Consider the following 23,536-nt stretch of genomic DNA (forward strand, 5'->3'; position numbering starts at 1 on the left):
GGCGGCAGTCGATCCAGGAGCACCATGTCATCCTCAGCCCTGAACCGCCGCAGGCTGCTGCAGGCCGCGGGCGTCGCCGCACTCGCGACCACCGTGCCCGCTCTGGTCCCCTCGTTGACTCCGGTCGCGGGGGCCGCGGTGGTGCCGCCGGTGCGCGACGACATCGGCGTGTCGGCGTTCGCGTTCGACCTCGGCCAGGTCCGGCTGACGCCGAGTCGTTGGCTGGACAACCAGAACCGGACGCTGGAGTACCTGCGGTTCATCGACGTCGACCGGCTGCTGTACAACTTCCGCGCCAACCACCGGCTCTCCACCAACGGCGCGGTGGCCTGCGGTGGCTGGGAGGCCCCGAACTTCGACTTCCGCACCCACAGCAACGGGCACTTCCTCAGCGCGTGGTCCAACGCCTGGGCAGTTCTCGGTGACACCACGTGCCGGGACAAGGCGAACCAGATGGTCGCGGAGCTGGCCAAGTGCCAGGCCAACAACGCCGCGGCGGGCTTCAACACCGGTTACCTGTCGGGGTTTCCGGAGTCGGACTTCGACCTGCTCGAGGCGCGCACGCCCAGAGGTGTGCCGTACTACTGCCTGCACAAGACCTTGGCCGGTCTGCTGGACGTGTGGCGCTACATCGGCAACACCGAGGCACGGGACGTGCTGCTCCGGTTCGCGGGGTGGGTGGACTGGCGCACCGCTCGGCTGAGCACCGCCCAGATGCAGGCCACGCTGCAGACGGAGTTCGGTGGCATGAATGCCGTTCTCACCGACCTGTACCAGCAGACGGGCGACTCCCGGTGGCTGACGGTGGCACAACGGTTCGACCACGCCGTCGTGTTCGATCCGTTGGCCGCCAACGAGGATCGGCTCAATGGTCTGCACGCCAACACCCAGGTGCCCAAGTGGGTCGGTGCGGCCCGCGAGTACAAGGCCACCGGCACCACCCGCTACCACGACATCGCCCGCAACGCGTGGGACATCACGGTCGGCGCGCACACCTACGTGATCGGCGGCAACAGCCAGGCCGAGCACTTCCGCGCCCCGAACGCCATCGCCGGCTACCTGGCCAAGGACTCCGCGGAAGCGTGCAACACCTACAACATGCTCAAGCTGACCAGGGAACTGTGGTTGCTCGACCCGAACCGCGCGTCGTACTTCGACTTCTACGAGCGGGCGCTGCTCAACCACCTGCTGGGCCAGCAGGATCCCGGCAGCAGCCACGGCCACGTCTGCTACTTCACCGCGCTCAACCCCGGCGGCCGCAGGGGCGTGGCGGGCCCCGGGGTGGGCGGCGGCAGCTTCAGCACCGACTACGGCACTTTCTGGTGCTGCCAGGGCACCGCGCTGGAGGTCAACACGCGCCTGGCCGACTCCGTCTACTTCCACAACGGCACCACGCTGACCGTGAACCTGTACACGCCCTCGGTGCTCAACTGGGAGGCCCGTGGGATCACGGTCACCCAGACCACGAGCTTCCCGGTCGGCGACACCACTACGCTGACCGTCACCGGCAGTGTGGGCGGCTCGTGGACCATGCGGTTGCGCATCCCCGCGTGGACCAGTGGCGCGACCGTCAGCGTCAACGGCGTTGCCCAGAACATCGCTGTCACACCAGGCACTTACGCGAGCCTGACCCGGTCGTGGACGTCAGGTGACACCGTCACCGTGCGCCTGCCGATGCGTGTGGTCATGCAGCCCGCCAACGACAACCCCAACGTCGCCGCGATCACCTACGGCCCGGTCGTGTTGTCCGGCAACTACGGCGACACGGTCTTCAACACACTGCCTGCCCTCAAGCCCGCCTCCATCACCCGCACCAGCCCGTCGGCGCTGACGTTCACCGCTTCGGCCGACGGGGCGAACGTCAACCTCGGGCCGTTCTACGACGCCCACGGCTTCAACTACACCGTCTACTGGAACATCGGGAACAGCTCCAACGCCGGCTACCGCCTGTTCAACGCCGCCAGCGGTCTGGTGCTCGGCATCCGCACAATGTCCACGGCGGACGGTGCGGACGCCCTGCAGTGGGGTGACAACGGCACCGCCGACCACAACTGGGAGCTGGTGCCCGACGGCACCTCGGTCCGGCTGCGCAACCTCAACAGCGGCAAGGTTCTGGGCGTGGACAAGATGTCCACCGCGGACAACGCCCGCGTGTTGCAGTGGGCGGACAACGGCACCGCCGACCACCTCTGGACGATCATCGACAACGGCGACGGCACCCACAAACTCCGCAACGCCAACAGCTCCAAGATGCTGGGAATCCTCGACGGTTCCACCGGGCAGGGCGCGCAGGCGGTCCAGGACCCGGACAACGGCAGTGCGGACAACAACTGGCGGTTCGTGCCCACCGGCGCCCGGCGCATCCAGAACATGCGCAGCGGTCTCCTCCTGGGCGTGCAGGGCATGTCCACTTCGGACGGTGGTCTGGTGATCCAGTGGGACGACAACGGCACCGCCGACCACCTGTGGACCGCCGTCCTCGACTCCGACGGCTACTTCCGGCTGCGCAACAGCAACAGCGGCAAGGTTCTCGGCGTCGAAGGCGCGGCCACCGGCAACGGCGCCCGCGTCCAGCAGTGGACCGACGACGGCGCCAACGACCACAAGTGGCGCCTCCGCTACGGCACCGGCGGCTACTTCCGCATCCAGTGCGCCAACGGCGGTCGGGTCCTCGGCGTCAACGGTGCGTCCACCGCGCGAGGCGCGCAAGTGGTGATCTGGGACGACAACGGCACCAACGACCACCTCTGGCGTTTCGTCTGATCCCGTGGGCCGGTCGCCCGATTACCTACCTGGCCAGTCCCACATGGATGCTTGCACTGTCCATGTGGGACTGGCCACCTGGTGCACCTCGAAGTCCATTTAGGACGTATAATTGCGACCCTGCTCTCCGGCGGGACGGCACCGGCGTGGGCGTACTACCTGGTGGCTGTCTCGACGCGCTTTCCGTTGACGGACCGTGCGCCGACAGGGGCCCCGCGGGAGCAGATCAGGCGTCGCGGCCGGCCTTGACCCTCTCGGCGATCGCGTCGTCGAGGGTGACGCGGACCAGCGCGGCGGACAGCCGGGCGAGGTCGCCTTCGTCGACCAGACCTGCCAGGCGTTCCGGTGTGCCGGGGAGTCCGAGTGACCGGGCGCCCTTGAGCGTGCGGCGGTCGAGGTACGGCCGCAGTTCGGGCCAGACCAGCTGGGCTTCCCGGCAGAAGATGTCGGCGCCGACAGGTCCCAGTCGCGGCGTCTTCTGCAGCAGCTTGCGGATTCCGGATGCCTTGCCGTCCGCCTCCTCGCGAAGCCGCCGCAGGTCGCCGCGGTACTCGTCCAGCAGCAGCCTGGCGCCTTCCCCGAGCGCTGTCGCCGTGCTTTCGTCGTACCTCACGTAGTGGGCCCTGCCCAGTGCGTCGACGCGCTGTTGCCAGGTCGTCCCGAGCGTTCGGCGTGCCGTGGTGCAGCCAGCCTTCGCCAGCTCACGGGCCGCGGCCACCGCGATGTCCGCGCGGATCCGCGTCGAGAGCAGCACGCTGAGCACCAGCAGGCGGTACAGCGGCGACGGCGAGTTCGTCAGCCGAATGCCGGCCTCACTCGCGTACGTGCGTCCGGCCTCGTCGAGCAACCGTCGCACGGTGTTCTTGTCGGTGGCCATGAGGTGGGGATACCCCGGCTGTTCGGCGGCTCACCGGACCAGGTGGGACGGCGTGGTTGATCGGTCGGCAGTTGGTCAGACGGCGTGCGGGTAGCTCTGCGGAACCTCGCCGGTCTCCCAGCGAGCGGTGCGGTCGAGTGGTTCGAGGGCGGTGGTCTCGTCGATGTGGATGACGGTGTCGAACTGGTCGGCCAGGCGAGCCTGGAAGTAGTGGCTGACGCGTTCGGTGCGCGGCCGGTAGATCACGCCGATGGCGCGTTCGAGCCGGGCCGAACCGAGGACGTCGGCCGCGCTGGGCGCGGTGGCCAGGTGCAGGAGGAACTCCCTGCGGCCGGTGTCGTGGAACAGTTCCTCGACGCTGCCGGGCAGTGCGGGCCGCACCTGCTTGCGGTCAGCGGGAGCACCCCAGTCGTCGGCCGCGGTGACGGTGCCGGTGTAGGTGGTGAAGCCGATCAGCCGGCTCTCCCCGGGATGGCGTTCACGGACCAGCTGCCCGACGTTGAACTCACCGTGGGCGGAAACCTCGGTCGCCAGGGCGTCGCCGAGGTGGGAGTTGTGCGCCCACACCACGATCTTGGCGGGCTCGCCGCGCTGGGTTTCGAGATGGTCGCTCAGAGCGTCGAGGGTCTCGGCCATGTGCAGATCACGCTGGTTCCACGACGACACGCGGCCGCGGAACATGGTGCGGTAGTAGCGTTCCGCTGCCTGCACCAGCCGGGCGTTGCGCTCGGCGTGGAACGCCTCGTCCTCTGCCAGCAACCCGTCGCGCCTGGCCAGATCATGCGCGTGTCGTTGCAGCTCCAGCAGCTGCTCGACGACCTGCCGTTCGCACTCGTCACCCGCGCCGAACGCGGCTGCGCGTCCGTAGGCCTGCCCGTCGCCACCGTGATGATCCAGGCAGGAATAGCGTTCACGTGCGACGTCGGCGGCCTGCGGGTCGACGGACCGCAGATAGGAGATCACCTCGTCGGCGGAGCGGTGCAGGCTGTACAGGTCGAGGCCGTAGAACCCGGCCTTCTCGCGTTCGGCGACGCGGTCGTTGTGGTCGCGCAGCCAGGCCACGAAGCCGAGCACGTCGGTGTTGCGCCACATCCACGCGGGGAAACGCTCGAACCCCCGCAGTGCCTCCTCGGCGGTGCGGTCGTCACCTCGTGCCCGGACGAAGCGGTTGACGCGGTAGGCGTCCGGCCAGTCCGCTTCGACCGCGACCGCGCGGAAGCCGTGACGTTCGACGAGCTGCCGGGTCATCTCGGCGCGCGCGGCGTAGAACTCGTGCGTGCCGTGCGTGGCTTCCCCGATCAGCACGAGCCGCGCATCGCCCACGATCGCCGACAACGCGTCCTGTGACGGCACGCCGTTCTCGACCGGGACCGCCTCGGCGCGGACCACCTCCGCCGGCGACGCGCCACCCGCACCCGGTCGCGGGCTCGCCAGCAACCGGCGGACCTCCTCGTCGCTGGTCTGGCCGAAGCCCCAGTACGCCTGGGCCACCGCGTAGAACGGTGACGGCGTCGTCGCGCAGACCACCTCGTCGACCTCACGCCGGAACTCCGCGCAGGTGGACGCGGACGCCGCAGGCACCGCGACCACGATGCGCGCGGGCCGCGACGTGCGCACCGCCTGGACCGCGGCGCGCATGCTCGCGCCGGTCGCCAGACCGTCGTCGACCAGAATCACGATCTTGCCGGCCAGGTCGATCGCCGGCCGGTCGTCCCGGTAGGCGCGTTCCCGCCTCGCCAACTCACGTCCCTCGGCCTCTGCGACCTCGTGGATGACGCCGGGAGGCACGTCGTGGCCGCGCACGACGTCGTCGTTGAGTACCGTGACGCCGCCGCCGGCGATGGCGCCCATGGCGAGTTCGGGGTGTCCGGGCAGGCCGAGTTTGCGCACCACGAACACGTCCAGCGGCGCGCCCAGAGCGACGGCCACCTCGTAGGCGACCGGTACACCTCCGCGGGGAAGTCCGAGGACGATCACGCCGTCACGGGCGTCGTAGTGGCCGAGCAGGCCGGCCAGTACCCGGCCCGCGTCGCCGCGGTCGCGAAACAGACGAGCCATACCGACGACTACCCGCCACCCGCGGTGGAAAACGGCACTCACCGAACGGTCGGCGCCAGGTTGTGGAGGAACCAGCCCGCCGCCAGTTCGCTCACCTGCCGCAGCGCGCCGGGTTCCTCGAAGAGATGGGTGGCCGCGGGCACGATCGTCAGCTGGACCTCGGCGTTCATCCGAGCCATGGCCTGCCGGTTCAGCTCGGCCACCTGGTGGTCTCGCTGTCCCACGATCAGCAGGGTCGGCGCCAGGACGGACTCCAGGTGGCCGCCCGCGAGGTCGGGCCGTCCACCCCGGGACACGACCGCCGCGACGTCCTCGGACCGCTGGTCCGCGGCGATGAGCGCGGCAGCGGCGCCGGTGCTGGCACCGAACAGCCCCACTCCGAGCCCGGAGGTGTCCACGTTCTCGACGGTCCAGTCGACGAGAGCGGACACCCGTGCACCAAGCAGCTCGGCGTCGAAGCGGAACCGCCCGGTGCGCGCGTCGACGCGTTCCTCGTCGGCGGTGAGCAGATCGGCGAGCAGCGTGGCGAATCCAGCCTGCTGCAACACGGCGGCGACCTCGCGATTGCGCGGGCTGTGCCTGCTGCTCCCGCTGCCGTGCGCGAACAGCACCGCGGCCCGCGCCGCATCCGGCACCACCAGGTCGGCCTCGAGCTCGACGTCCCCGGCCGGGATGTGCACGCTCCGCAAGGCTCACACCTTGCCGTGGAAGGTGAACTGGACCGTGCCGTCCACGTCCTTGCGCACGTCGAGCATCTTGTCGGTCAGATACAGGGCCGCGGCCGGCTCGATGAACACCTTCGCCCCGGTACTGGCCCTGATCAGCTGGTCGTCCGGACCGGACTGCTCGGTGACCGCGGCCTCCAGCGCGGCACCCGCGTCGGTCTCGGCGGTGATCCGGATGCGCAGTCCCGCGCCTTCGGCGGAACCGGTCAGCTCGTCGATCGCACTGGCCGCAGCGCTGCTGATCTCAAGCATTTCGCTCTCCTTGTTCGGCTCAGCGTTGTGTGGGTACCCGGTACTCGGTTTTCGCACCTTCGGCGTTCGGTACGAACGGATGCCCAACGCCTGCCTGAACGCCTCCCAGGTCAGCGGGCCAGGCGGTCGGCCAGGGCTGTGCCCACCGCGTAACCGCCGGTCAGCGCGGGGCCCAGCGTGCCGCCCGAACCCGGATAGCCCGGCCCGAACACGCCCGCGGAGATGTTGCCGCACGCGTAGAGGCCCGGAATCGCCGTGCCGGACGATGTGAGCACCTCGCCGGACGTGCTGGTGACCGGGCCGCCCTTGGTGCCGAGTGCGCCGGGCACGATGCGCACCGCGTGGAACGGTGGCGTGACGAGTTCGCCGAGGCACGGGTTGCCGGGATGGCGCGGGTCGCCGTAGTAGCGGTCGTGGGAGGTTTCGCCGCGGTGGAAGTCCGGGTCCACGCCGGCGCGGGCGTGGGCGGAGAAGCGGTCGACGGTCTTAGTCAGCTCCGCGGGATCCACGCCGATGGCCTCGGCCAGGGCGGCCGGGGTGGCGGCGCTGGTGAGCCAGGAAGGGGCCGGGTCGCGGGGGGAGGCGGGGCCGACGGGGTAGCTGGTGCGGAACTTCTCGTCGAACACGAGCCACACCGGCAGGTGGGCCGGCTGGTGCCGGTCGGCGTCGAAGTTGAACAGGACCCTGGTGATGTCGTGGTAGTTCACCGCCTCGTTCACGAAACGGCGGCCGTGGCGGTCGACCATGATCGAGCCCGGCAGGCAGCGTTCGCCCACGAGGTGGCGGGTCAGCGGTGCGCCGTCGTACTCCTCGGGCACGCCGTGCAGGGCGGGCACCCACCACGCTTGGCTCATGCGTTCCACGGCGGCGCCCGCGGACATCGCCATGCGGAGGCCGTCGCCGGCGTTCACCGGCGGGCTCACCGGGACCACCGGGACGTCGCCGAGGAACGCGCCTGCCGCCGGGTCCCACTCGAAGCCCCCGTTCGCCAGCACGACGGCACGGCCGGTGAACTCGCGGCCGTCCTCGCAGCGCACGCCAGCCACGGCGTTGTCGTTGTGCAGCAACGACTTGGCGCGCGCCCGCGTGATGAACTCGACCCCTAGGTCGTCGCACGCCGCGACCAGCGCTGCGACCAGTGCCGCGCCCACGGTCAGCACGCCCTCGGCAAGTCGTTGGGCCAGAAGGGAAGCGTCGGGGCCGGTGAAACGGGAGCGGTGGCGCTCGTCGTAGGTCAGCGGCGGGAACTGCGGACCCCTGCGCACCCGCTCGAGCAGGCCGGGGCGTGAGGCGGTGGGGAACGGCTCGTTGTCCAGGCAGCGGCCCACGTCGACGGCGCCGGGCCAGTCGGAGTGGTAGTCCGGGCGGTCGATCGGGAAGAACCGCGCTCCGGTGTGCTCCAGCAGCCAGTCGATCATCTCCGGGGCGGTGCGGACGTAGTGCTCCAGCCGCTCGCGTGCGACGGTGCCTTCCACGACCTGCTCGAGGTACCGCAGCGCGTCCTCGGCGGAGTCGGGCAGGCCGGCTCGCTTCATGACGGAACTGTTCGGGACCCACAGCATGCCGCCGGAGACCGCGGTGGTGCCGCCGAGCACGTCCGAGCGCTCGAGCACGACCGCGGACAGACCGGCCGCCGCTGCCCGCGCGGCGGCGAGCAGACCGGCACCGCCCGAGCCCACGACGACGACGTCGTACCTTTTCTCGCTCACTTGAAACCCTTCCCCGATAACTCGACGGCGGGACCGTATTCGTCACGCCCGCGCGCGGGCAAGGGCAATGATCCGCTACAGCGCATCACTCGAATGGAGCACCCTATTTGTACTCTTGGTGACGGCGGTGCCGTTGCGGGCGGGTTTGTTGATGTCAAGTCGGCGTGCGAGCGAATGTGATGGATCTGGCAATTTCCAGCAATCTATGTGATGTGGAGATGTGGGATCGGCTTGGCCGCACGACTGCGGCGGAAGCGGCGTGCACGCGTGTGTACTGCGACGACGGCACCGTCCGTTGATCTTGTCGAGCCTTGCCGGTGCGAGGCGTCCGGCCAGGAGGTGAAATCTCTGTGTACGCGCAACGACCGGCAATTACTTTTCTGGATCATTGGTTCAGTTGCCAATTCCGGACCACGCGGGTTTACTGGCCAGCGGCCACTGGGGCGGGGTCGGCACGAGGCGGCCCGCGGACGGTGCCCCGAAAACCAACAACTCTGTGGGGGTTGACGCATGCGCTCCGGCGCTTATTCGTCCTCGGCGACGACAGTTGGCTATCAATTGTCCGGAATGGACTTGACGGGTCTTCCGTCCGAGCTCGTAGCGACCGCGCAGGCTGCGGAAACGGCAGGGGTGGACTACCTCGTGCTGCCCGACCGCACGGCCGCGCGGCCGGACGGAGCGAGCCCTCCGACCGCGCTGATCGCCGCAGCCTTCCTGGCCGCGCGCACCGATGAGATCGGGATCGTCGTCACCGCGGCGACGGCCTACCACGAGCCGTACAGCCTGGCACGCCAGGTCGCCTCACTGGACCACATCGGCGCCGGGCGCGTCGGCTGGTTCGCCGACAGCACCACCGATGCGGCCTCCGACGCCAACCACCGGCGTGAGGGCCACGACCCGGCCCGCAACGCCGCGGCACGTGCCCAGGAGTTCGTGCCGTTGGTCCGCGACCTGTGGGACAGCTGGGAAGACGGCGCGTTCGTGCACGAGAAGGACACCGGCAGGTTCGTCGACCCGGCCAGGATCCACGCCGTCGACCACGTCGGAGCGGTGCTCGCGGTGCGCGGGCCGTTGAACGTCATCCGGCCGCCTCAGGGTCAGCCGGTCGTCTTCGCGCGGGCGGCGGACACCCCGGTCGCCGACCACGCCGACGTGCTTGTTTCCGGTGTCCCGCAAGCAGATCACGCCTTCGCGGTCGTGCCGTTCGTCGCCAGGGACGAAGCCGTGGCGCGCGAGCTGCACGCGGCGGCGGGCAGCCCGGCGGGCGACGCGGACAACGCTGTCATCGTCGGCACCCCCGAGCAGGTCGCCGCCCAGCTGAGGCACCCGCACGTCCTGGTGCGGTTCACCACGCGGGGCCAGCTGGCCGCGTTCACCGAACTCGTGCTGCCGTTGCTGGACAGGAGCGCTCCTTCCGGGCCGACGCTGCGCGCGCGGTTCGGCCTGCCGGCAGCACCCAACCGCTTCGCCCCGACCCAGGACAAGGAGCTCACCGGCAATGCCCGCTGACCGCGAACTGCACCTCGGCCTGATGTTCTGGGCCACCGGCACGCATCAGGCCGGCTGGCGGCACCCGGACGCGTGCGCCGACGCGGCCTACGACATCGAGCTCATCCTGGAGGTGAGCCGCACCGCCGAGCGCGCCAAGCTCGACTTCGTGTTCCTCGGTGACCGGCTCGCCTGCGATCCCTCGCTCCAGCACAGCAACCCGGCGCAGATCTCCCGCCTGGAGCCGTTCGCCGCGGCCGCCGCGATCGCCGCCGCCACCACCCACATCGGGGTCGTCGTCACCGCGAACCCGACGTACTCCGACCCGTACGGCGTAGCCCGCAACCTCGCCTCGCTGGACCACATCAGCTCCGGTCGCGCGGCGTGGAACCTGGTCACCGGCGCGGATGCCGCCGCGGCCCTGAACTACAGCCGCGACCAGCACTGGGACACCCAGAAGCGGTACGACTGGGCAGAGGAGACCCTGCTGATCGCCCGCGCGCTGTGGGACGCCGGTGACGAGCCGATCAACCACCGCAGCGAGTACTTCTCGATCGACGGGCCGCTCGACCTGCCGCGCCCGCCGCAGGGCCACATCGTCCTGCTCAACGCGGGCACCTCGGACCAGGCGCGGGAACTGGGCGCGCGGTACGCCGACATGGTCTTCGCGGGTCCGCAGCCGACGCTGGCCAAGCGCAAGGAGTACTACGCGGACATCAAGTCCCGTGCGGCGAAGTACGGCCGCGAGCACCACGTCACGGTGGTGCCCGGCCTCACCCCGATCGTCGCGCCCACCACGGAGGAAGCCGTCGCGCTGCACGACCAGCTGAACTCGCTGATCCTGCTCGACCCCGAGGTCGAGGTCAGCGAGCTGGTGCGGGCAGGCGGCATCGGCGAGGGCTTCAAGCGCAACCTCACCTCGGCCTCCGCCGCGTTCGGCGTCGAGCTGCGCGGCAACGACCTCGACGCCGTGGTGCCGGCGGAAACACTGGCGCGGGTGTCCGACGACGGCCGCAGGCGGCTCGCCGAGATCACCCGGCTCACCCGGCGCACCGCCGACGGGCCGGACCGCATCACCTACGCGGACCTCGTGCACGCCACGCCGCAGCAGCTCTCGCACGTCGTCGTCGGCAACCCCGAGGAGATCGCCGACGAGATCCAGCTCTGGTTCGAGGACGGGATGGCCGACGGGTTCAACATCTACCCGGCGTACGTGCCGGGCTCGGTCACCGCGTTCACCGAGCTCGTGGTGCCCGAACTCCAGCGGCGAGGGCTGTTCCGCAAGGACTACCGGGGCCGCATGCTGCGCGACCACCTCGGCCTGGAGGTGCCGGGCATGCGCTGATGGCTGTCCGGCAGACGCCGATGTCGTCCGTCCACCACACGGCAGCTCCCTGCCGTGGTTCGAGCATGCGTCCACTGTTGGGGGAGACAGTTGTCTGTGCAGCTGCTGCACGAGGAAAGCACGCCCTGGGCCGTCCAGGAGGCCCCGAGCTGCGTCACCGTTCCGATCTCGTTGCTGGGTGAGGCCGACACCCCTCGGCAGACCGGTGTCAACGCCGAGCACGTGCGGGTGCTCAGCGGTGTTGACGACCTGCCACCGATCCTGGTGCACCGCCGCACGATGCGCGTCATCGACGGTGTGCACCGCGTCCAGGCCGCGCTCGCCCGCGGCGAGGACACCATCCAGGTGATGTTCTTCGACGGCGACGAGGCGGCGGCCTTCGTGCTCGCCGTCGAGGCGAACGGCGGGCACGGCCTGCCGCTCACCCTCGCCGACCGCAAGGCCGCCGCCGCACGCATCGTGCGGACCTACCCGGAGTGGTCGGACCGGCGGATCGCCGCTGTCGCGGGCATCTCGCCGAAGACGGCGGGTGCGCTGCGGGCGCGGATGTCAAGTGAGGAAATTCCTCAGTCGCGGGAACGGGTGGGGCTCGACGGACGGGCGCGGCGGGTGGCACCGCCCCGCACCGCACCCGCGCGCACCGCCGAGCCGGAACGGGTGCGGGCGCCGGTACCGCCGCCGGCACAGCCGAAACCACAGCCCGCCGGTCGCACCAACCACGGGGCGGCGATCTACGCGCTGCGGCGCGACCCCTCGCTGCGGTTCAGCGAGAACGGGCGAACGTTGTTGCGGTTGCTGGACCTGCACAGCGTGTCCCAGTCCGGGTGGAGCGGCATCACCGACGCGGTGCCGGCGCACTGCGCTTCCGTGGTCGCGGACCTGGCGCGCGAGTGCGCCGAGGCGTGGCTGCAGTTCGCGGACGCACTGGACGAGAAATCGGCCTAGAACCTCGTTCGCCCGCCGACACGCTGCTCCTGGCGCGTCGGCGGGCGAAGAGGCGTCAAGCGATCAGGCGGTCAGGCGAACCTGGTGAGCCGGAACGGTTCTGCCAGCGGGTCCGGGTCACCGAGCAGCTCGCGCGCCGCGATCTCGCCGAGCAGTGGTGCCAGGGTCAGGCCGCTGTGCGTCGCGATCACGTACACGCCGTCGCGGCCCGGCACCGGGCCGACGATCGGCATCCCGTCGCGCGGCACCGGCCGCACGCCCACGAACACGTTCTCCACCTCGGCGTCCGTCGCACCGGGCAGCACCTCGGGGAGCCGAGCGATCACCTGCCGCGCCAGTGCTTCCCCGTCATCGGACTCGGTGAGCGCGTGGTCGAGGTCGTGGCAGTGCAGCACCAGGCGCCTGCCGGTGTGCGGCCGGATGCTCAGGCCCGGCGCGTGGACGATCCGGGTGACCGGTGCGGAGACCGGCGTGGTGCGCACCAGCAGGCCCCTGGTCAGCCGTTCCGGGGCGCCGGGTGGCAGCAGCGGGAGATCGGGCAGCAGGCCGGCGTTGCCCCGGCCCGCGCAGCACACCACCACGTCGGCGTCACCGCGGACCGCGTCCAGTGACTCGATCCGTTCCCCGACACGCACTTCCACCCCGGCCGCGCGGGCTTTGTCCAGCACGGCGGGCAGCAGCACGTCGCCGAGCACGTGCACGTCGCGCGGGTAGAAGTAGACGGGCCCGGTGACGTTCTCCAGCGCCAGTCCCGGTTCCAGGTCGCGGACGACCTGCTCGGGCGTCATTTCCTCCACCGGGTACCCGAGTTCGCGGTAGCCGTCGGCGATGGCCCGTTGCGCGGCCGCGCTCGCCTCGTCCCTGCCCCAGTGCAGGTTCCCCTGCCCGAACAGCCACCGCTCCGGTGCCGCGACGTCCGCTACCAGCCGCTCCTGCGCCGCCAGCGCCTCGATGCTCAGGTTGTAGTAGTCGGTGTTCTTCTCGTCGATGGCGTTGGCCCAGCCGAAACTGTGCGCTGACAGGGTGTCGAGTGGTTCCTCACGCGACACCACCGTCACCAGGGCGCCCGCCTCGGCGAGCCGCAGCGCGACGCACGCGCCGATCGCCCCCGCGCCGATCACCAGGACCTTCATGCTCTCTCCTTCGCCGACCGCGTCGATGCGGCTCCACGATGGGTGTTCCGGTGTCCGGGACGCAAGAAGTCCTTTGTAGACAAGCCTTTGATGGTTTTCGAGATCGCGTGGTTGACTCGCGGTCGTTGTCAGCAAGCAGAAACCGGTACGAGGGCAGTGGAGGGTCGCTTGAGCAGCCGCAGCGTCCTGTTCGTCAATCTGAGGCGCATCAAGCGCGAGGGCTTCGAGTCACTGGTGGCCGCTCGTCGTCTCGGCTACCGGGTCGTGTTGCTCGGCCGTGCGCTGCCCGAGTTCGCGCAGCCGTTGGTCGACGAGTTCCACCAGGTCGACACCTACGACACCGAGCTCGCGCTGAAGACCGCGCGGGAGATCGCCGCGGCCAACGACATCGCCGGTGTCGTGAACTTCACCGAGATCGACGTCCAGCTCGTCGCGGCGATCGCCGCCGAGCTCGGCCTGCCCGGCATGTCGCAGGAGGCGGCGGTGCGGGCGCGCAACAAGCTCGCGATGAAGGAGGCGCTCACCGGAATCGACGGCGTGCTGCCGAAGTTCGCGCGTGTCGGCGATCTCGACGAGTTGCGTGCCGCCGTCGCCGGCATCGGTTTCCCCTGTGTTGTCAAGCCCACCGGCGCGTCCGGGTCCAAGGGGATCTTCGAGCTGCACTCCGAGGCCGACCTCGAACCCGCGATGGCGGAGTTGCGGCGCATCGCCGACCCCTCGTTCGACGCGGTGTTCCGCCAGTTCGGCGCGGAGTTCATCGTCGAGGAGTACCTGACCGGTGAGGAACTGTCCGTCGAGGGCTTCGTCGCGGCGGGCACCGTGCACCACGTGCTGCTGACCGACAAGGTCACCACCGTTCCGTTCCACCTCGAGGTGTCGCACCGGCTTCCGAGCGTGCTCCCCGCGACCGCGCAGGAACAGATCCGGGCGCGCACGGAGGAAATCGTGCGCGCGCTGGGGTTCGACAACTGCGCGTTCCACCTGGAGGCCAAGTGGGACGGCGAGCGCATGCGGTTCATCGAGGTGGCCGCGCGGCCTGCCGGTGACTACATCGCCTCGCACCTGGTGAAGGCCGCGACCGGCATCGACTTCTTCGCAGGCGTCATCCGGGTCGCGACCGGGGAGCCGTTGGAGCTCACCCCGGACCGCGACCTCCACGCGGGCCTGCGGTTCGTGTTCGCCGAGAGCGCGGGCACGTTCGAGGGGCTCGACGGCGTCACGGAGCTGTTCGAGGAACCGGGGTACGACCACGTGTTCACCGAGGTGCCGCCCGGCACCCAGGTCGCGCTGCCTCCCGCGAACTTCGGCACGCAGCGCGTGGCCGCGGTGTGCGCCAGGGCGAGCGACCGCGCCGGGCTCGACGCGCTGCTCGACACCGCCGGCAAGTCGATCAGGGCCCGGATCGGCTAGCGCCACGCGGACCGAGTACGGGTCGAAGGCCGGCACGACCGGAGCACACGGGAGGGGGAAGCGTGCGGCTGACGTTGCTGGGATGTGGCCGGATGGGGCGCGGGGCGGGTTACGCGCTAGCCCGTGATCCGCGCACGACGTCGATCACGCTCGTCGACCGCGACCACGACCGTGCGGAGGAGCTCGCGAGCTGGCTTTCCGGCCACGCGGCGTGCGCGGTCCGAACCGGGGACACCGACGCGATCGCGGGCAGTGACGCGATCGCGGTCGCCCTGCCGTGGGCGGGGACGCGCGCGGCGATCGAGCTCGCCGCCGCGGCGCAGGTCCCGGTCGCGAGCATCACCCGACCGCCCTACGAGGAATCGTCCACTGTGGACGAGATCGCGCGCGGTGCCGGCATTCCGGTGCTGCTGCCGGTCGGCCTCGAACCAGGACTGACCGAGCTGGCCGCCGCGGACGTCGCGCGCAGGCTGACCGAGCTGACCGGAGGTGTGCGCACGCTGGAGGTGTTCTGCGGCGGCGTGCCCGCCGTTCCGCGCGAGCCGTGGGGCTACACCGCGTTCTTCGGCGGCGAGCTCGCGAACCACCTGCCGATCGCGCAGCGCTCCTCGCTCGCCGTCGAGCACGGCCGGATCGTCCACCACCCGCGTTTCTCCGGGGTGGAGGAACGGTACGTGCCCGGCGTCGGAGTGCTGGAGGCCTATCACGACGGCATGGTGCCGTGGCTCGTCGAGCACCCGGCGCTGCGCGACGCCGACTGCACGCAGAAAACCCTGCGCTGGCCCGGTTTCGCCGACGCCGTCACGGGTCTCGCGAACCTCGGGTTGCTGGACGAGTCACCGGTCGCGGTCGACGGTGTCGCCGTGGCCCCGAAACGCGTCGTCGAACACGTGCTCGCGCCGCAGCTGCGCGCGAAGTCCGACGACGAGGACGTGGTGGTGCTGGAGGTGTGCGGGACCGGCCTGCCTGCCGCGGACGGCAGCACGCTCAGCGTCAAGTCGCTGCTGGTGGATCACGCCGACCGGGACACGGGGCTGGCCGCGATGACCCGCACGACCGGATTCACCCTGGCCGCCGCGGTCGCGCTGCTGGCCGACCGCACGGTCGACGACGCGGGCTGGCTGCGTCCGCACCTGGCGTTGTCGGCCCAGCACTTTGCCCGCATGAAGGCCGACCTGGCCGCTCTCGGCGTGCGGTGGACCGCCGACGGAGAGGGCCGACACACGCCGCCCCGATCACCGCGCGGGGCCGGTCGCATCGAAAGGCACTGACTGATGAGTACCGGACACGACGTCCTGGACGTGGTGGGGATCGGCATCGGACCGGCGAACCTGAGCCTGGCCGCGTTGCTGGCCGGCGAGGGCAGCGGCCTGAAGGTGGCGTTCCTCGACCGGAAGAAGCAGTTCGGCTGGCACTCCGGCCTGATGCTGGCCGACGCGCAGATGCAGGTGCACTACCTCAAGGACCTGGTGACTCCGGTCGACCCGACGAGCCCGTTCTCGTTCCCGGCGTTCCTGGTGGCGACCAAGCGCTTCTACCGCCTGCTCGTCACCGGCCGCACGAAGGTGCCGCGCCGCGAGTTCGAGCAGTACTGCCAGTGGGCGGCGCAGCGGATCCCGAACCTGCGTTTCGGCGTCGAGGTGCGCGAGGTGACGTGGAACGGCGAGCTGTTCGTCGTGCACACCGATCAGGGCGACCTGTTGGCGCGCAACGTGGTCAGCGGCACCGGCCTGGTACCCCGGCTGCCGTCGTTCGTCACGGGGTTCGACCCTGAGGAGGTGTTCCACGCGTCGGCGCTGCTGGACGTGCCGAGGAAGTTCGCCGGGCGCCGCGTCGCGGTCGTCGGCGGCGGGCAGAGCGGTGCCGAGGTCGTGCACCACCTGCTGACCTCACCGGACCGGCCGGAGTCGATCGTGTGGGGCACCTCGCGGCCGAACCTGCTGCCGCTGGACGACAGCCCGTTCGTCGACGAGCTGTTCGTGCCGAACTACAGCCGCTACTTCCACAGCCTGCCGGCCAAGCGCCGGATGGAACTGGTGGAGGAGCAGAAGATGGCGAGCGACGGCGTCTCGGTGAACCTGCTGGAGGCGATCTACCACCGGCTCTACGACCTGGAGATGCTGGACGGCGAGACGCGCCCGTGCCGGCTGCTGCTCGGTCACTCGCTGACCGGGGTGGACAAGACACCGACCGGACTGCTGACGCGGTGGATGCCGGGCGCCGGCGACGAGGTCACCCACGAGACGGACGTCGTCATCTGTGCCACCGGTTACCGGCACGGGCTGCCACGGCCGTTGCACGGCCTGCCCCGGCACCTGCGCGAAGCGATGTGCGGCGACGACGGCGAGATCACCGTGCGGCCGGACTTCAGCCTCGCCTGGGACGGTCCGCAGGACCGGCGGGTGTACGTGCAGAACGCCGCCAGGCACAGCTTCGGTGTCGCCGATCCGAACCTGAGCCTGCTCGCCTGGCGCAGCGCCACCATCGCGAACAGCTTGCTGGGCTACGAGCGCTACGACGTCGGCGAGGTGGGCGCGGTGCTCGACTGGCCCGTGGCCGAGGACTCCGACGTCGCGCTGACACTCTGACCGAACAGGACCAGTTGGATGATCGTCAGTGAAATCCCCCGTGAGCTCGCGGACCTGGCGCGGGCGGACTTCGTGCGCAGTGCCGCCCCGGCATGGGCGGAGCCGGCAGGGGCACCGTTCAACGTGCGCCGGGTGACGTTGCGGCCGGGCGAGATCACCGCGGAGCACAACCACCACGACCTCGAGGTCTGGGTGATGCTCGACGGTGTCGGCGAGGTCGGCTGGGACGGCCGGACCCGCGTGATCACCGCGGGCGACAGCGTCTACCTGCCTCCTCTCGCGCCGCACACGCTGCGCAACCTCTCCGAAGACCGGCCGCTGTCGTTCTTCTCGATGTGGTGGGAGAGCCTGCCAGCGCTCGCCTCTGTCCACACAGGACGCGAGCAGCGGCAGGCCGCCGAGCGGCAGGGTCGTCCGGTGCTGCTGCTGCCGTCGTTCCCCACGCCGAACGGTGAACTGCACCTCGGGCACCTGTCCGGGCCGTTCCTGGGCGCCGACGCGTGCCGGCGAGCGTTGCTGGCGGCGGGGGAGCGGGCACACCTGCTGCTCGGCACCGTCGGGCACCAGAGCCAGGTGTCCGCGGCGGCGCTGGCGGAAGGACTGTCGTTCCACGAGCTCGCCGAACGCAACACCGACGCGATCGTCGAAGGCCTGGCGGCGGCGGGCATCGGCTGGGACGTGTTCGTGCGCCCGTCGGAGCCCGCCTACCCGGCGATGGCGACCTCGGTGTTCGAGACGTTGCGGGACAAGGGAATCCTCGTCCGGCGGACGGAAGAGACGAACTACTGCGAGCCGTGCGGGCGGTTCCTGCTGGAGGCGTTCGTCGCCGGGAGCTGCCCGCACTGCGGGTCGGACCAGACCGCGGGCATCGAGTGTGAGCTGTGCGCGTTGCCCTACAACGACCGCGATCTGGTGGACCCGTCGTGCGCCACCTGTGGTTCCGTCGCGACCCAACGGCCGCTCACCCGGTACTTCCTGCCGCTGGAACCGCTGCGCGACACGCTCACCGGCTATCTGCGCGGCGCGGCGATGCACGGCAGGCTGCGTGCCTACACCGAGCGCGTGCTGGCGAAGCCGTTGCCGGACCTGCCGGTGAGCATCCCGGCCGAGCACGGCATCCCGGTCCACGTCGAGGACGCGGAGGGCCCCGCCGAGCAGCGGATGTACTCCGCGTTCGAGCTGACCGCGCGGTTCCTGGTCGCCCTCGACGCGTTCGCGGGCGGCTGGGAGGCGTATGCGCGGCAGGAGAACCCCCGCACGGTGCTGTTCTTCGGCTTCGACAACGCGTTCCTGCGCGCCTTCGCGTTCCCGGCGGTGCTGGGTGCGTTCACCGACGCGCTGCCGCTGCCCGAAGCGCTGGTGTGCAACGACTTCTACCTGCTCGACGGGGAGAAGTTCTCCACCGGCCGCAAGCACGCGGTGTGGGCACGGCAGGCCGTCACCCCGGCCAACGCCGACCAGCTGCGGCTCTACCTCGCGGCCACCGCGCCGGACGTGCGCAGGCGCGACTTCACCGCTGAGGGCTACGCCGAGTTCGTGACGGACGAGCTGATCGGTACGTGGCAGCGCCGGCTCGACAGCGTCGGCGCACGCGTGGCCGAGAACTTCGGTGGCGTCGCGCCGGAAGCGGGCGGCTGGCACGCCGAGGCCGAACGCTTCTACGGTCAGGTCAAGGAGTTCGCGTCGTCGGCGACGCTGGACTACCTGCCCGGCCGCTTCAAACCACGCGCGGTGATGGCGGGGGCCCGCGCGCTCGTCCGGCACGCCGAGGACTTCGCCGAGGTGAGCGCCGACGCGACCCCCGGCTCCGGCATCGCCCGCACGTGCGTGGCACTCGAGCTGATGGCGGTGCGCACGCTCGCCATGGCCGTCGGGCCGCTGGCCCCCGAATTCGGCAGGCGGATCGCCGCCGCTCTCGGTGAGGACGTCATCGCGCTGGAACCCACGCCGCGCTGGGTGCGACCGGGCGTGGAGATCAAGTTCGCCACCGACCACTTCAGTCCCGACACGACCGTCGCGGGCCGCTGAGCCGTGAACCGGCTGACCAGGGAAAGACAGGAAGGACTATCGTGAGCGCTCCGACCTACGAGTCGATCACCACCGCGTCCAGGGACATGTACGCGCGCGCCAGGGCCGTGCTGCCCGGCGGCAACAGCCGGACCGCCGTGTTCAGCTCGCCGTACCCGATCTACGCGGCGTCGGGCAACGGCAGCCGCGTGGTCGACCTGGACGGCACCGCCCGCATCGACTTCCTCAACAACAGCACCACGCTCGTGCACGGACACGCGCACCCGGAGATCGTCGCCGCGATCGCCGACGCCGCCGCGCGCGGCACCTGCTTCGGCCTGCCGACCGAGTCCGAGGTGCTGTTCGCGGAGGCGCTGTGCTCCCGCAACGAGGCGTTCGAGCAGGCCAGGTTCACCAGTTCCGGCACCGAGGCCGTGATGATGGCCGTGCAGGCCTCCCGTGCCCACACCGGCAAGGCGAAGATCGCCAAGATCGCGGGCGCCTACCACGGCGCGTACGACTCGGTGGCGGTGAACAACGACGGCTCGAACTCGTTGCTCAGCCACAGCCACACCGCGGGCATGCCCGCCGAGGTGATCGCGAACACGATCGTCATCCCGTTCAACGACCCCGAGGGGGCCGTTGAGGTCCTGCGCCGGCACGTGGACGAACTGGCGTGCGTGCTGATCGACCCGGTGCCGTGGCGCATCGGCCTGGTGCCCACCAGCACGGAGTACCTGGCCGCGCTGCGGGCGTTCTGCGACGAGACCGGCGTGCTGCTGGTGTCCGACGAGGTCGGCTCGTTCCGCATCGGCTACGGCGGCGCGATGGGCGCGCTGGGCGCGGTCGCCGACCTGACCGTGATGGGCAAGGTGATCGGCGGCGGCATGCCGATCGGCGCGGTCGCCGGCAAGGCCGAGGTCATGTCCGTGTTCGACCCGAGCAATGGCAAGCCGAAGCTGCCGCACTCCGGTTCCTACAACGCCAACCCGGTGAGCATGACCGCGGGCGTCGCCTCGCTGCGGCTGCTGACCGAGGAACAGATGCGGCGCATCGGTGTGCTCGGCGAGCAGGTGCGCGACGCGATGCGCAAGACGATCGAGGCCAACGACCTCGACTGGCAGGTCAACGGCATGGCGTCGCTGTTCCGGGTGCTCACCGGCACCGTGCCCGGCTCGTCCGCGACCCCGGCGAAGCTCGGCCACCTGCTGTTCCAGTCGTTGCTGGAGAACGGCATCCTCATCGGCGACAGCGGCCTCGGCTGCGTCTCCACCCCGATGATCGAGGCCGACATCGACGAGTTCGGCGCGGCGTTCGACACCGCCGTCACCGCGACCATCGACAGGGCCCGCGCCGAGGGCTGATCGGCCACCACGACCTGGGAGGTAGGAAAGGCATGCGCGACACCGTTTTCGACGCCACCGAGCTGGCGGGCGTGGTGGAGGAGAGGGAAGCGGACATCACCGGCCGCAGCAAGAGACTGTGGCTGGTGCGCGACGACCTGTGCGTCGTGAAGCTCATTCCCAGCCTGCGCAGCTTCACCTACGACCGGGACGAACTGGTCGACGAGACCGGTCCGCTGCGGCTGGACTTCTACGAGAAGGCGGCGGCGCGGTTGTCCGAGGCGGCCGTGGAGTGTGCGTTCCGCGCCCGCCTCGGACCGGACACCTACCTCGCGGACTACCGGCCCCCGCCGCCGTTCGAGGTGATCGTCAAGAACGTGGCGACCGGCTCGACCACGCGCAAGTATCCCGGTCTGTTCCCGGACGGCGAGCCGTTGCCGCGGCCGGTGGTGAAGTTCGACTACCGCGTCGACCCGGAGGACCAGCCGATCGGCGAGGACTACCTGCGGGTGCTCGACCTGCCCGTGGACCTGATGCGCGAGCAGGCCCTGCTGGTCAACGACGTGCTGCGGACGTGGCTGAACCCGTTGCAGCTGTGGGACTTCTGCGTGATCTTCGGCTTCTCCGCCCACGGCGAGATCAGCCTGATCTCGGAGATCTCGCAGGACTGCATGCGGTTGCGTTCCGCCGACGGTTCGCCGCTGGACAAGGACCTGTTCCGCAACGGCGCGTCGCCGGAGGAGCTCGTCGAGCAGTGGAAGAGGGCGTTCGATGGGCTCTGAGTCCCCTGTCGCGCTGGTCACCGGCTCGAACCGGGGCAGCGGGCGTGCCATCGCCGCGCGGCTGCACGAGCGCGGGTACCGGGTTTTCTCGTTGAACCGCACGGTGTCCGGAGAGGACTGGCTGGGTGAGCGGGAGTGTGACCTCGAGAGCCCGGCGTCGCTCGCGTCCGGGGTGGCCGGGGTGCTGGCCGATGCCGGCCGGCTGGACGTGGTGATCGCCAACGCCGTGGACCGCGTGCTGGAGCCGATCGAGAAGATGTCCGAAGCAGACTGGGACCGGCAGCTGGAGATCAACCTGTCCTCGGTGTTCCGGCTGGTGAAGCACGTGCTGCCGGCCTTGCGCCGATCCCGCGGGCTGTTCCTGGTCATGGGCAGCCACGCGGGGTCGCGCTACTTCGAGGGCGGGGCCGCGTACTCCGCCACCAAGGCCGCGCTCAAGGCGTTGGTGGAGACGCTGTTGCTGGAGGAGCGCAACAACGGTGTCCGGGCGTGCCTGGTGGCTCCCGGGGCGATCTCGAACCTCGACGGTGACGAAGCGCCGACCAAGGTCAGCGTCGAATCCGTCGGCACGTGCGTGGCGAGCATCGTCGCGGACTGGCCTGCCGATCTGGTGGTGGGGGAGCTGGAGTTCCGTCCCGCGCTGATGCCGGAGCCGCCGGTGACCGGCATCGACCGTCTGCTGCACGTCTGATGTTCTTCGTCGCCACCGATCTCGACGGCACGCTGCTCACCAGCGACCGGCTGGTCACCGAACGGGCGAAGAGCGCGCTGAAGAAGGTGCGCTCGTCCGGTGGCGTGGTCGTGCTGGTCACCGCGCGGCCGTTGCGCGACGCGATCGCGATCGGCCAGGAGGTCGCGGCGGACTTCCTGGTGTGCTCGGGCGGTGCGGTCCTGTACGACCCGGTGCGCGGCGAGCTGGTCCACGCGACGACCCTCGGCGCGCGCCGGGCGACGGACCTCATGGCGTTGCTGCGCCAGACGTTTCCCGGTATCCGGCTGGGCGTCGACCACCTGGACCGGTGCGACCTCGACCCCGGTTTCCACGTGGGTGCGCCGGGCGTCGCGGACCGGCACGCGCCGCAGCCGTTGCGGCACATCGCCGAACCGGCGGTGAAGCTGATCGCCCAGTCCGACGAGCTGCCGGTCGACCGGCTGGCGCAGGCGATCAGGGCGCTGGCCGGGCCGTCGTACTCGGTGGCCGTGCCGTGCAGCTTCTTCGTCGACGTGCTGCCCGCCGGAGTGCACAAGGCCGCCGGGCTCGCCGAGTTGCGCGGACGGCACGACCGCGTTCTGCGGTCGGTCGCGTTCGGCGACATGCCGTCGGACCTGCCGATGTTGCGGTGGGCGGACATCGCCGTCGCCACGGCGAACGCCCATCCCGCCGTGCTGGCGGTGTGCGACCACGTCACCGCGCATCACGACGCCGACGGCGTCGCCGTCTTCCTGGAAAGCCTGATCAGCACTGGGGGATGAGAAGATGGTCACTCTCGCGCTACCCACCGGATCGTTGCAGGAGCCGACGCTGCGCCTGTTCGAGGCGGCGGGTCTGACCGTGCGCCGCTCGTCACCGCGGGCGTTGCGCGCCCGCATCGACTTTCCCGGCATCGACGGGGTGGTGTTCGGCAAACCCCGAGAGATTCCGGGTTTCGTCGCCGACGGCACCTTCGACCTCGGCCTGACCGGCACGGACTGGATCGAGGAAAGCGGCACGAAAGTCGAGGTGGTGCACGAGTTCCCGTACTCGAAGACCACCGGCACCGGCTGGCGGGTCGTGCTCGCCGTGCCGCTGGACCACCCCGCGCGGACCGCGGCGGAACTGCCCGCCGGCATCCGCGTCGCCTCGGAGTACCCCGCCATCGCGCGGCGCTACTTCGAGGAGGAGCTGGGGCAGGACGCGCGGATCGTGCACTCGTACGGGTCGACGGAGGCGAAGGTGCCCGATCTCGCGGACGCGGTGCTGGAGGTCGTGGAGACCGGGGCGTCGTTGCGGCACAACGATCTGCGTGAGCTGGTGACCGTGCGGCACTGCGGGGTGCAGCTCGTCGCGGGCACGCAGGCGTGGGCGGACCCGGCCGTGCGTGCCGTGGCGGAGAAGGTCGCGATGCTGCTCG

At 70.4% G+C, this 23,536-nt stretch carries 18 protein-coding genes and 1 pseudogene; 13 read left to right on the top strand and 6 right to left on the bottom strand.

Annotated elements, in window-relative coordinates:
• Positions 1-24 precede the first annotated feature (24 nt).
• On the top strand, positions 25-2,763 hold the full coding sequence (locus JOD27_RS01015; RefSeq protein WP_204760207.1) for a beta-L-arabinofuranosidase domain-containing protein: 2,739 nt from the start codon (positions 25-27) through the stop codon (positions 2,761-2,763).
• A 226-nt stretch (positions 2,764-2,989) separates the two neighbouring features.
• Here the strand turns inward: JOD27_RS01015 and JOD27_RS01020 are convergent, their stop codons facing one another.
• The 5 genes from JOD27_RS01020 to JOD27_RS01040 form a co-directional block, all read right to left on the bottom strand.
• Positions 2,990-3,640: an endonuclease gene (locus tag JOD27_RS01020; protein ID WP_204760208.1), complete on the bottom strand. Its 651-nt coding sequence runs from the start codon at positions 3,638-3,640 to the stop codon at positions 2,990-2,992.
• 75 nt (positions 3,641-3,715) lie between these two features.
• Positions 3,716-5,698 carry an erythromycin esterase family protein gene (locus JOD27_RS01025; RefSeq protein WP_204760209.1) on the bottom strand — a complete coding sequence of 661 codons (1,983 nt, stop codon included), beginning with the start codon at positions 5,696-5,698 and terminating at the stop codon, positions 3,716-3,718.
• 38 nt (positions 5,699-5,736) lie between these two features.
• Positions 5,737-6,378, bottom strand: coding sequence for a dienelactone hydrolase family protein (locus JOD27_RS01030; RefSeq protein ID WP_307829927.1), 642 nt, complete (start codon positions 6,376-6,378; stop codon positions 5,737-5,739).
• A 12-nt stretch (positions 6,379-6,390) separates the two neighbouring features.
• Positions 6,391-6,675: an iron-sulfur cluster biosynthesis protein gene (locus JOD27_RS01035; RefSeq protein ID WP_204760211.1), complete on the bottom strand. Its 285-nt coding sequence runs from the start codon at positions 6,673-6,675 to the stop codon at positions 6,391-6,393.
• Between the two features lie 110 nt (positions 6,676-6,785).
• On the bottom strand, positions 6,786-8,384 hold the full coding sequence (locus JOD27_RS01040; protein ID WP_204760212.1) for an FAD-dependent oxidoreductase: 1,599 nt from the start codon (positions 8,382-8,384) through the stop codon (positions 6,786-6,788).
• 567 nt (positions 8,385-8,951) lie between these two features.
• Here JOD27_RS01040 and JOD27_RS01045 point away from each other — a divergent pair.
• The 3 genes from JOD27_RS01045 (at position 8,952) to JOD27_RS01055 (ending at position 12,162) form a co-directional block, all read left to right on the top strand.
• Positions 8,952-9,893, top strand: coding sequence for an LLM class flavin-dependent oxidoreductase (locus JOD27_RS01045; RefSeq protein WP_204760213.1), 942 nt, complete (start codon positions 8,952-8,954; stop codon positions 9,891-9,893).
• The gene (locus JOD27_RS01050; RefSeq protein WP_204760214.1) at positions 9,883-11,217 is read left to right on the top strand and encodes an LLM class flavin-dependent oxidoreductase; all 1,335 of its coding nucleotides are present in this window, start codon (positions 9,883-9,885) and stop codon (positions 11,215-11,217) included. Before JOD27_RS01045 ends, JOD27_RS01050 begins: the two co-directional genes overlap by 11 nt.
• Positions 11,218-11,313: 96 nt before the next feature.
• Positions 11,314-12,162: a ParB/RepB/Spo0J family partition protein gene (locus tag JOD27_RS01055; protein ID WP_307829928.1), complete on the top strand. Its 849-nt coding sequence runs from the start codon at positions 11,314-11,316 to the stop codon at positions 12,160-12,162.
• A gap of 71 nt (positions 12,163-12,233) precedes the next feature.
• Here the strand turns inward: JOD27_RS01055 and JOD27_RS01060 are convergent, their stop codons facing one another.
• Positions 12,234-13,295, bottom strand: coding sequence for an NAD(P)/FAD-dependent oxidoreductase (locus JOD27_RS01060; protein WP_204760215.1), 1,062 nt, complete (start codon positions 13,293-13,295; stop codon positions 12,234-12,236).
• 168 nt (positions 13,296-13,463) lie between these two features.
• Here JOD27_RS01060 and JOD27_RS01065 point away from each other — a divergent pair, with 168 nt between their 5' ends.
• The 9 genes and pseudogenes from JOD27_RS01065 to hisG form a co-directional block, all read left to right on the top strand.
• Positions 13,464-14,705 carry an ATP-grasp domain-containing protein gene (locus JOD27_RS01065; protein WP_204760216.1) on the top strand — a complete coding sequence of 414 codons (1,242 nt, stop codon included), beginning with the start codon at positions 13,464-13,466 and terminating at the stop codon, positions 14,703-14,705.
• 62 nt (positions 14,706-14,767) lie between these two features.
• Entirely contained in the window at positions 14,768-15,976 is a 1,209-nt protein-coding gene (locus tag JOD27_RS01070; protein WP_204760217.1) for a saccharopine dehydrogenase family protein, read from the top strand.
• 3 nt (positions 15,977-15,979) lie between these two features.
• Positions 15,980-17,293, top strand: a complete 1,314-nt coding sequence (locus JOD27_RS01075; RefSeq protein ID WP_204760218.1) for a lysine N(6)-hydroxylase/L-ornithine N(5)-oxygenase family protein — start codon at positions 15,980-15,982, stop codon at positions 17,291-17,293.
• Positions 17,294-17,311: 18 nt separating this feature from the next.
• Positions 17,312-19,321, top strand: a complete 2,010-nt coding sequence (locus JOD27_RS01080) for a class I tRNA ligase family protein (RefSeq protein ID WP_204760219.1) — start codon at positions 17,312-17,314, stop codon at positions 19,319-19,321.
• A 41-nt stretch (positions 19,322-19,362) separates the two neighbouring features.
• Positions 19,363-20,664 (top strand): aspartate aminotransferase family protein, encoded by a 1,302-nt coding sequence (locus JOD27_RS01085; RefSeq protein ID WP_204760220.1) that lies wholly within the window; start codon positions 19,363-19,365, stop codon positions 20,662-20,664.
• Between the two features lie 32 nt (positions 20,665-20,696).
• Entirely contained in the window at positions 20,697-21,425 is a 729-nt protein-coding gene (locus JOD27_RS01090; protein WP_204760221.1) for a phosphoribosylaminoimidazolesuccinocarboxamide synthase, read from the top strand.
• Positions 21,415-22,116 (top strand): SDR family oxidoreductase, encoded by a 702-nt coding sequence (locus JOD27_RS01095; protein WP_204760222.1) that lies wholly within the window; start codon positions 21,415-21,417, stop codon positions 22,114-22,116. The genes JOD27_RS01090 and JOD27_RS01095 overlap by 11 nt, the downstream gene beginning before the upstream one ends.
• Entirely contained in the window at positions 22,116-22,898 is a 783-nt protein-coding gene (locus JOD27_RS01100) for an HAD hydrolase family protein (protein ID WP_204760223.1), read from the top strand. The genes JOD27_RS01095 and JOD27_RS01100 overlap by 1 nt, the downstream gene beginning before the upstream one ends.
• 4 nt (positions 22,899-22,902) lie before the next feature.
• Positions 22,903-23,451: pseudogene (gene hisG / locus JOD27_RS47095) on the top strand (ATP phosphoribosyltransferase); the annotation flags it as partial.
• Positions 23,452-23,536: the final 85 nt, after the last annotated feature.

This window comes from Lentzea nigeriaca (assembly GCF_016907955.1).
GTDB classification, from domain to species: Bacteria; Actinomycetota; Actinomycetes; order Mycobacteriales; family Pseudonocardiaceae; genus Lentzea; species Lentzea nigeriaca.

What these genes read in the sequence shown, in the direction of transcription:
- JOD27_RS01060 (WP_204760215.1), bottom strand. Translation starts at nt 13,295, where the DNA reads ATGAAGGTCCTGGTGATCGGCGCGGGGGCGATCGGCGCGTGCGTCGCG.
- JOD27_RS01100 (WP_204760223.1), top strand. Translation starts at nt 22,116, where the DNA reads ATGTTCTTCGTCGCCACCGATCTCGACGGCACGCTGCTCACCAGCGAC.
- JOD27_RS01050 (WP_204760214.1), top strand. Translation starts at nt 9,883, where the DNA reads ATGCCCGCTGACCGCGAACTGCACCTCGGCCTGATGTTCTGGGCCACC.
- JOD27_RS01090 (WP_204760221.1), top strand. Translation starts at nt 20,697, where the DNA reads ATGCGCGACACCGTTTTCGACGCCACCGAGCTGGCGGGCGTGGTGGAG.
- JOD27_RS01020 (WP_204760208.1), bottom strand. Translation starts at nt 3,640, where the DNA reads ATGGCCACCGACAAGAACACCGTGCGACGGTTGCTCGACGAGGCCGGA.
- JOD27_RS01035 (WP_204760211.1), bottom strand. Translation starts at nt 6,675, where the DNA reads ATGCTTGAGATCAGCAGCGCTGCGGCCAGTGCGATCGACGAGCTGACC.
- JOD27_RS01025 (WP_204760209.1), bottom strand. Translation starts at nt 5,698, where the DNA reads ATGGCTCGTCTGTTTCGCGACCGCGGCGACGCGGGCCGGGTACTGGCC.
- JOD27_RS01015 (WP_204760207.1), top strand. Translation starts at nt 25, where the DNA reads ATGTCATCCTCAGCCCTGAACCGCCGCAGGCTGCTGCAGGCCGCGGGC.
- JOD27_RS01075 (WP_204760218.1), top strand. Translation starts at nt 15,980, where the DNA reads ATGAGTACCGGACACGACGTCCTGGACGTGGTGGGGATCGGCATCGGA.
- JOD27_RS01095 (WP_204760222.1), top strand. Translation starts at nt 21,415, where the DNA reads ATGGGCTCTGAGTCCCCTGTCGCGCTGGTCACCGGCTCGAACCGGGGC.
- JOD27_RS01080 (WP_204760219.1), top strand. Translation starts at nt 17,312, where the DNA reads ATGATCGTCAGTGAAATCCCCCGTGAGCTCGCGGACCTGGCGCGGGCG.
- JOD27_RS01045 (WP_204760213.1), top strand. Translation starts at nt 8,952, where the DNA reads ATGGACTTGACGGGTCTTCCGTCCGAGCTCGTAGCGACCGCGCAGGCT.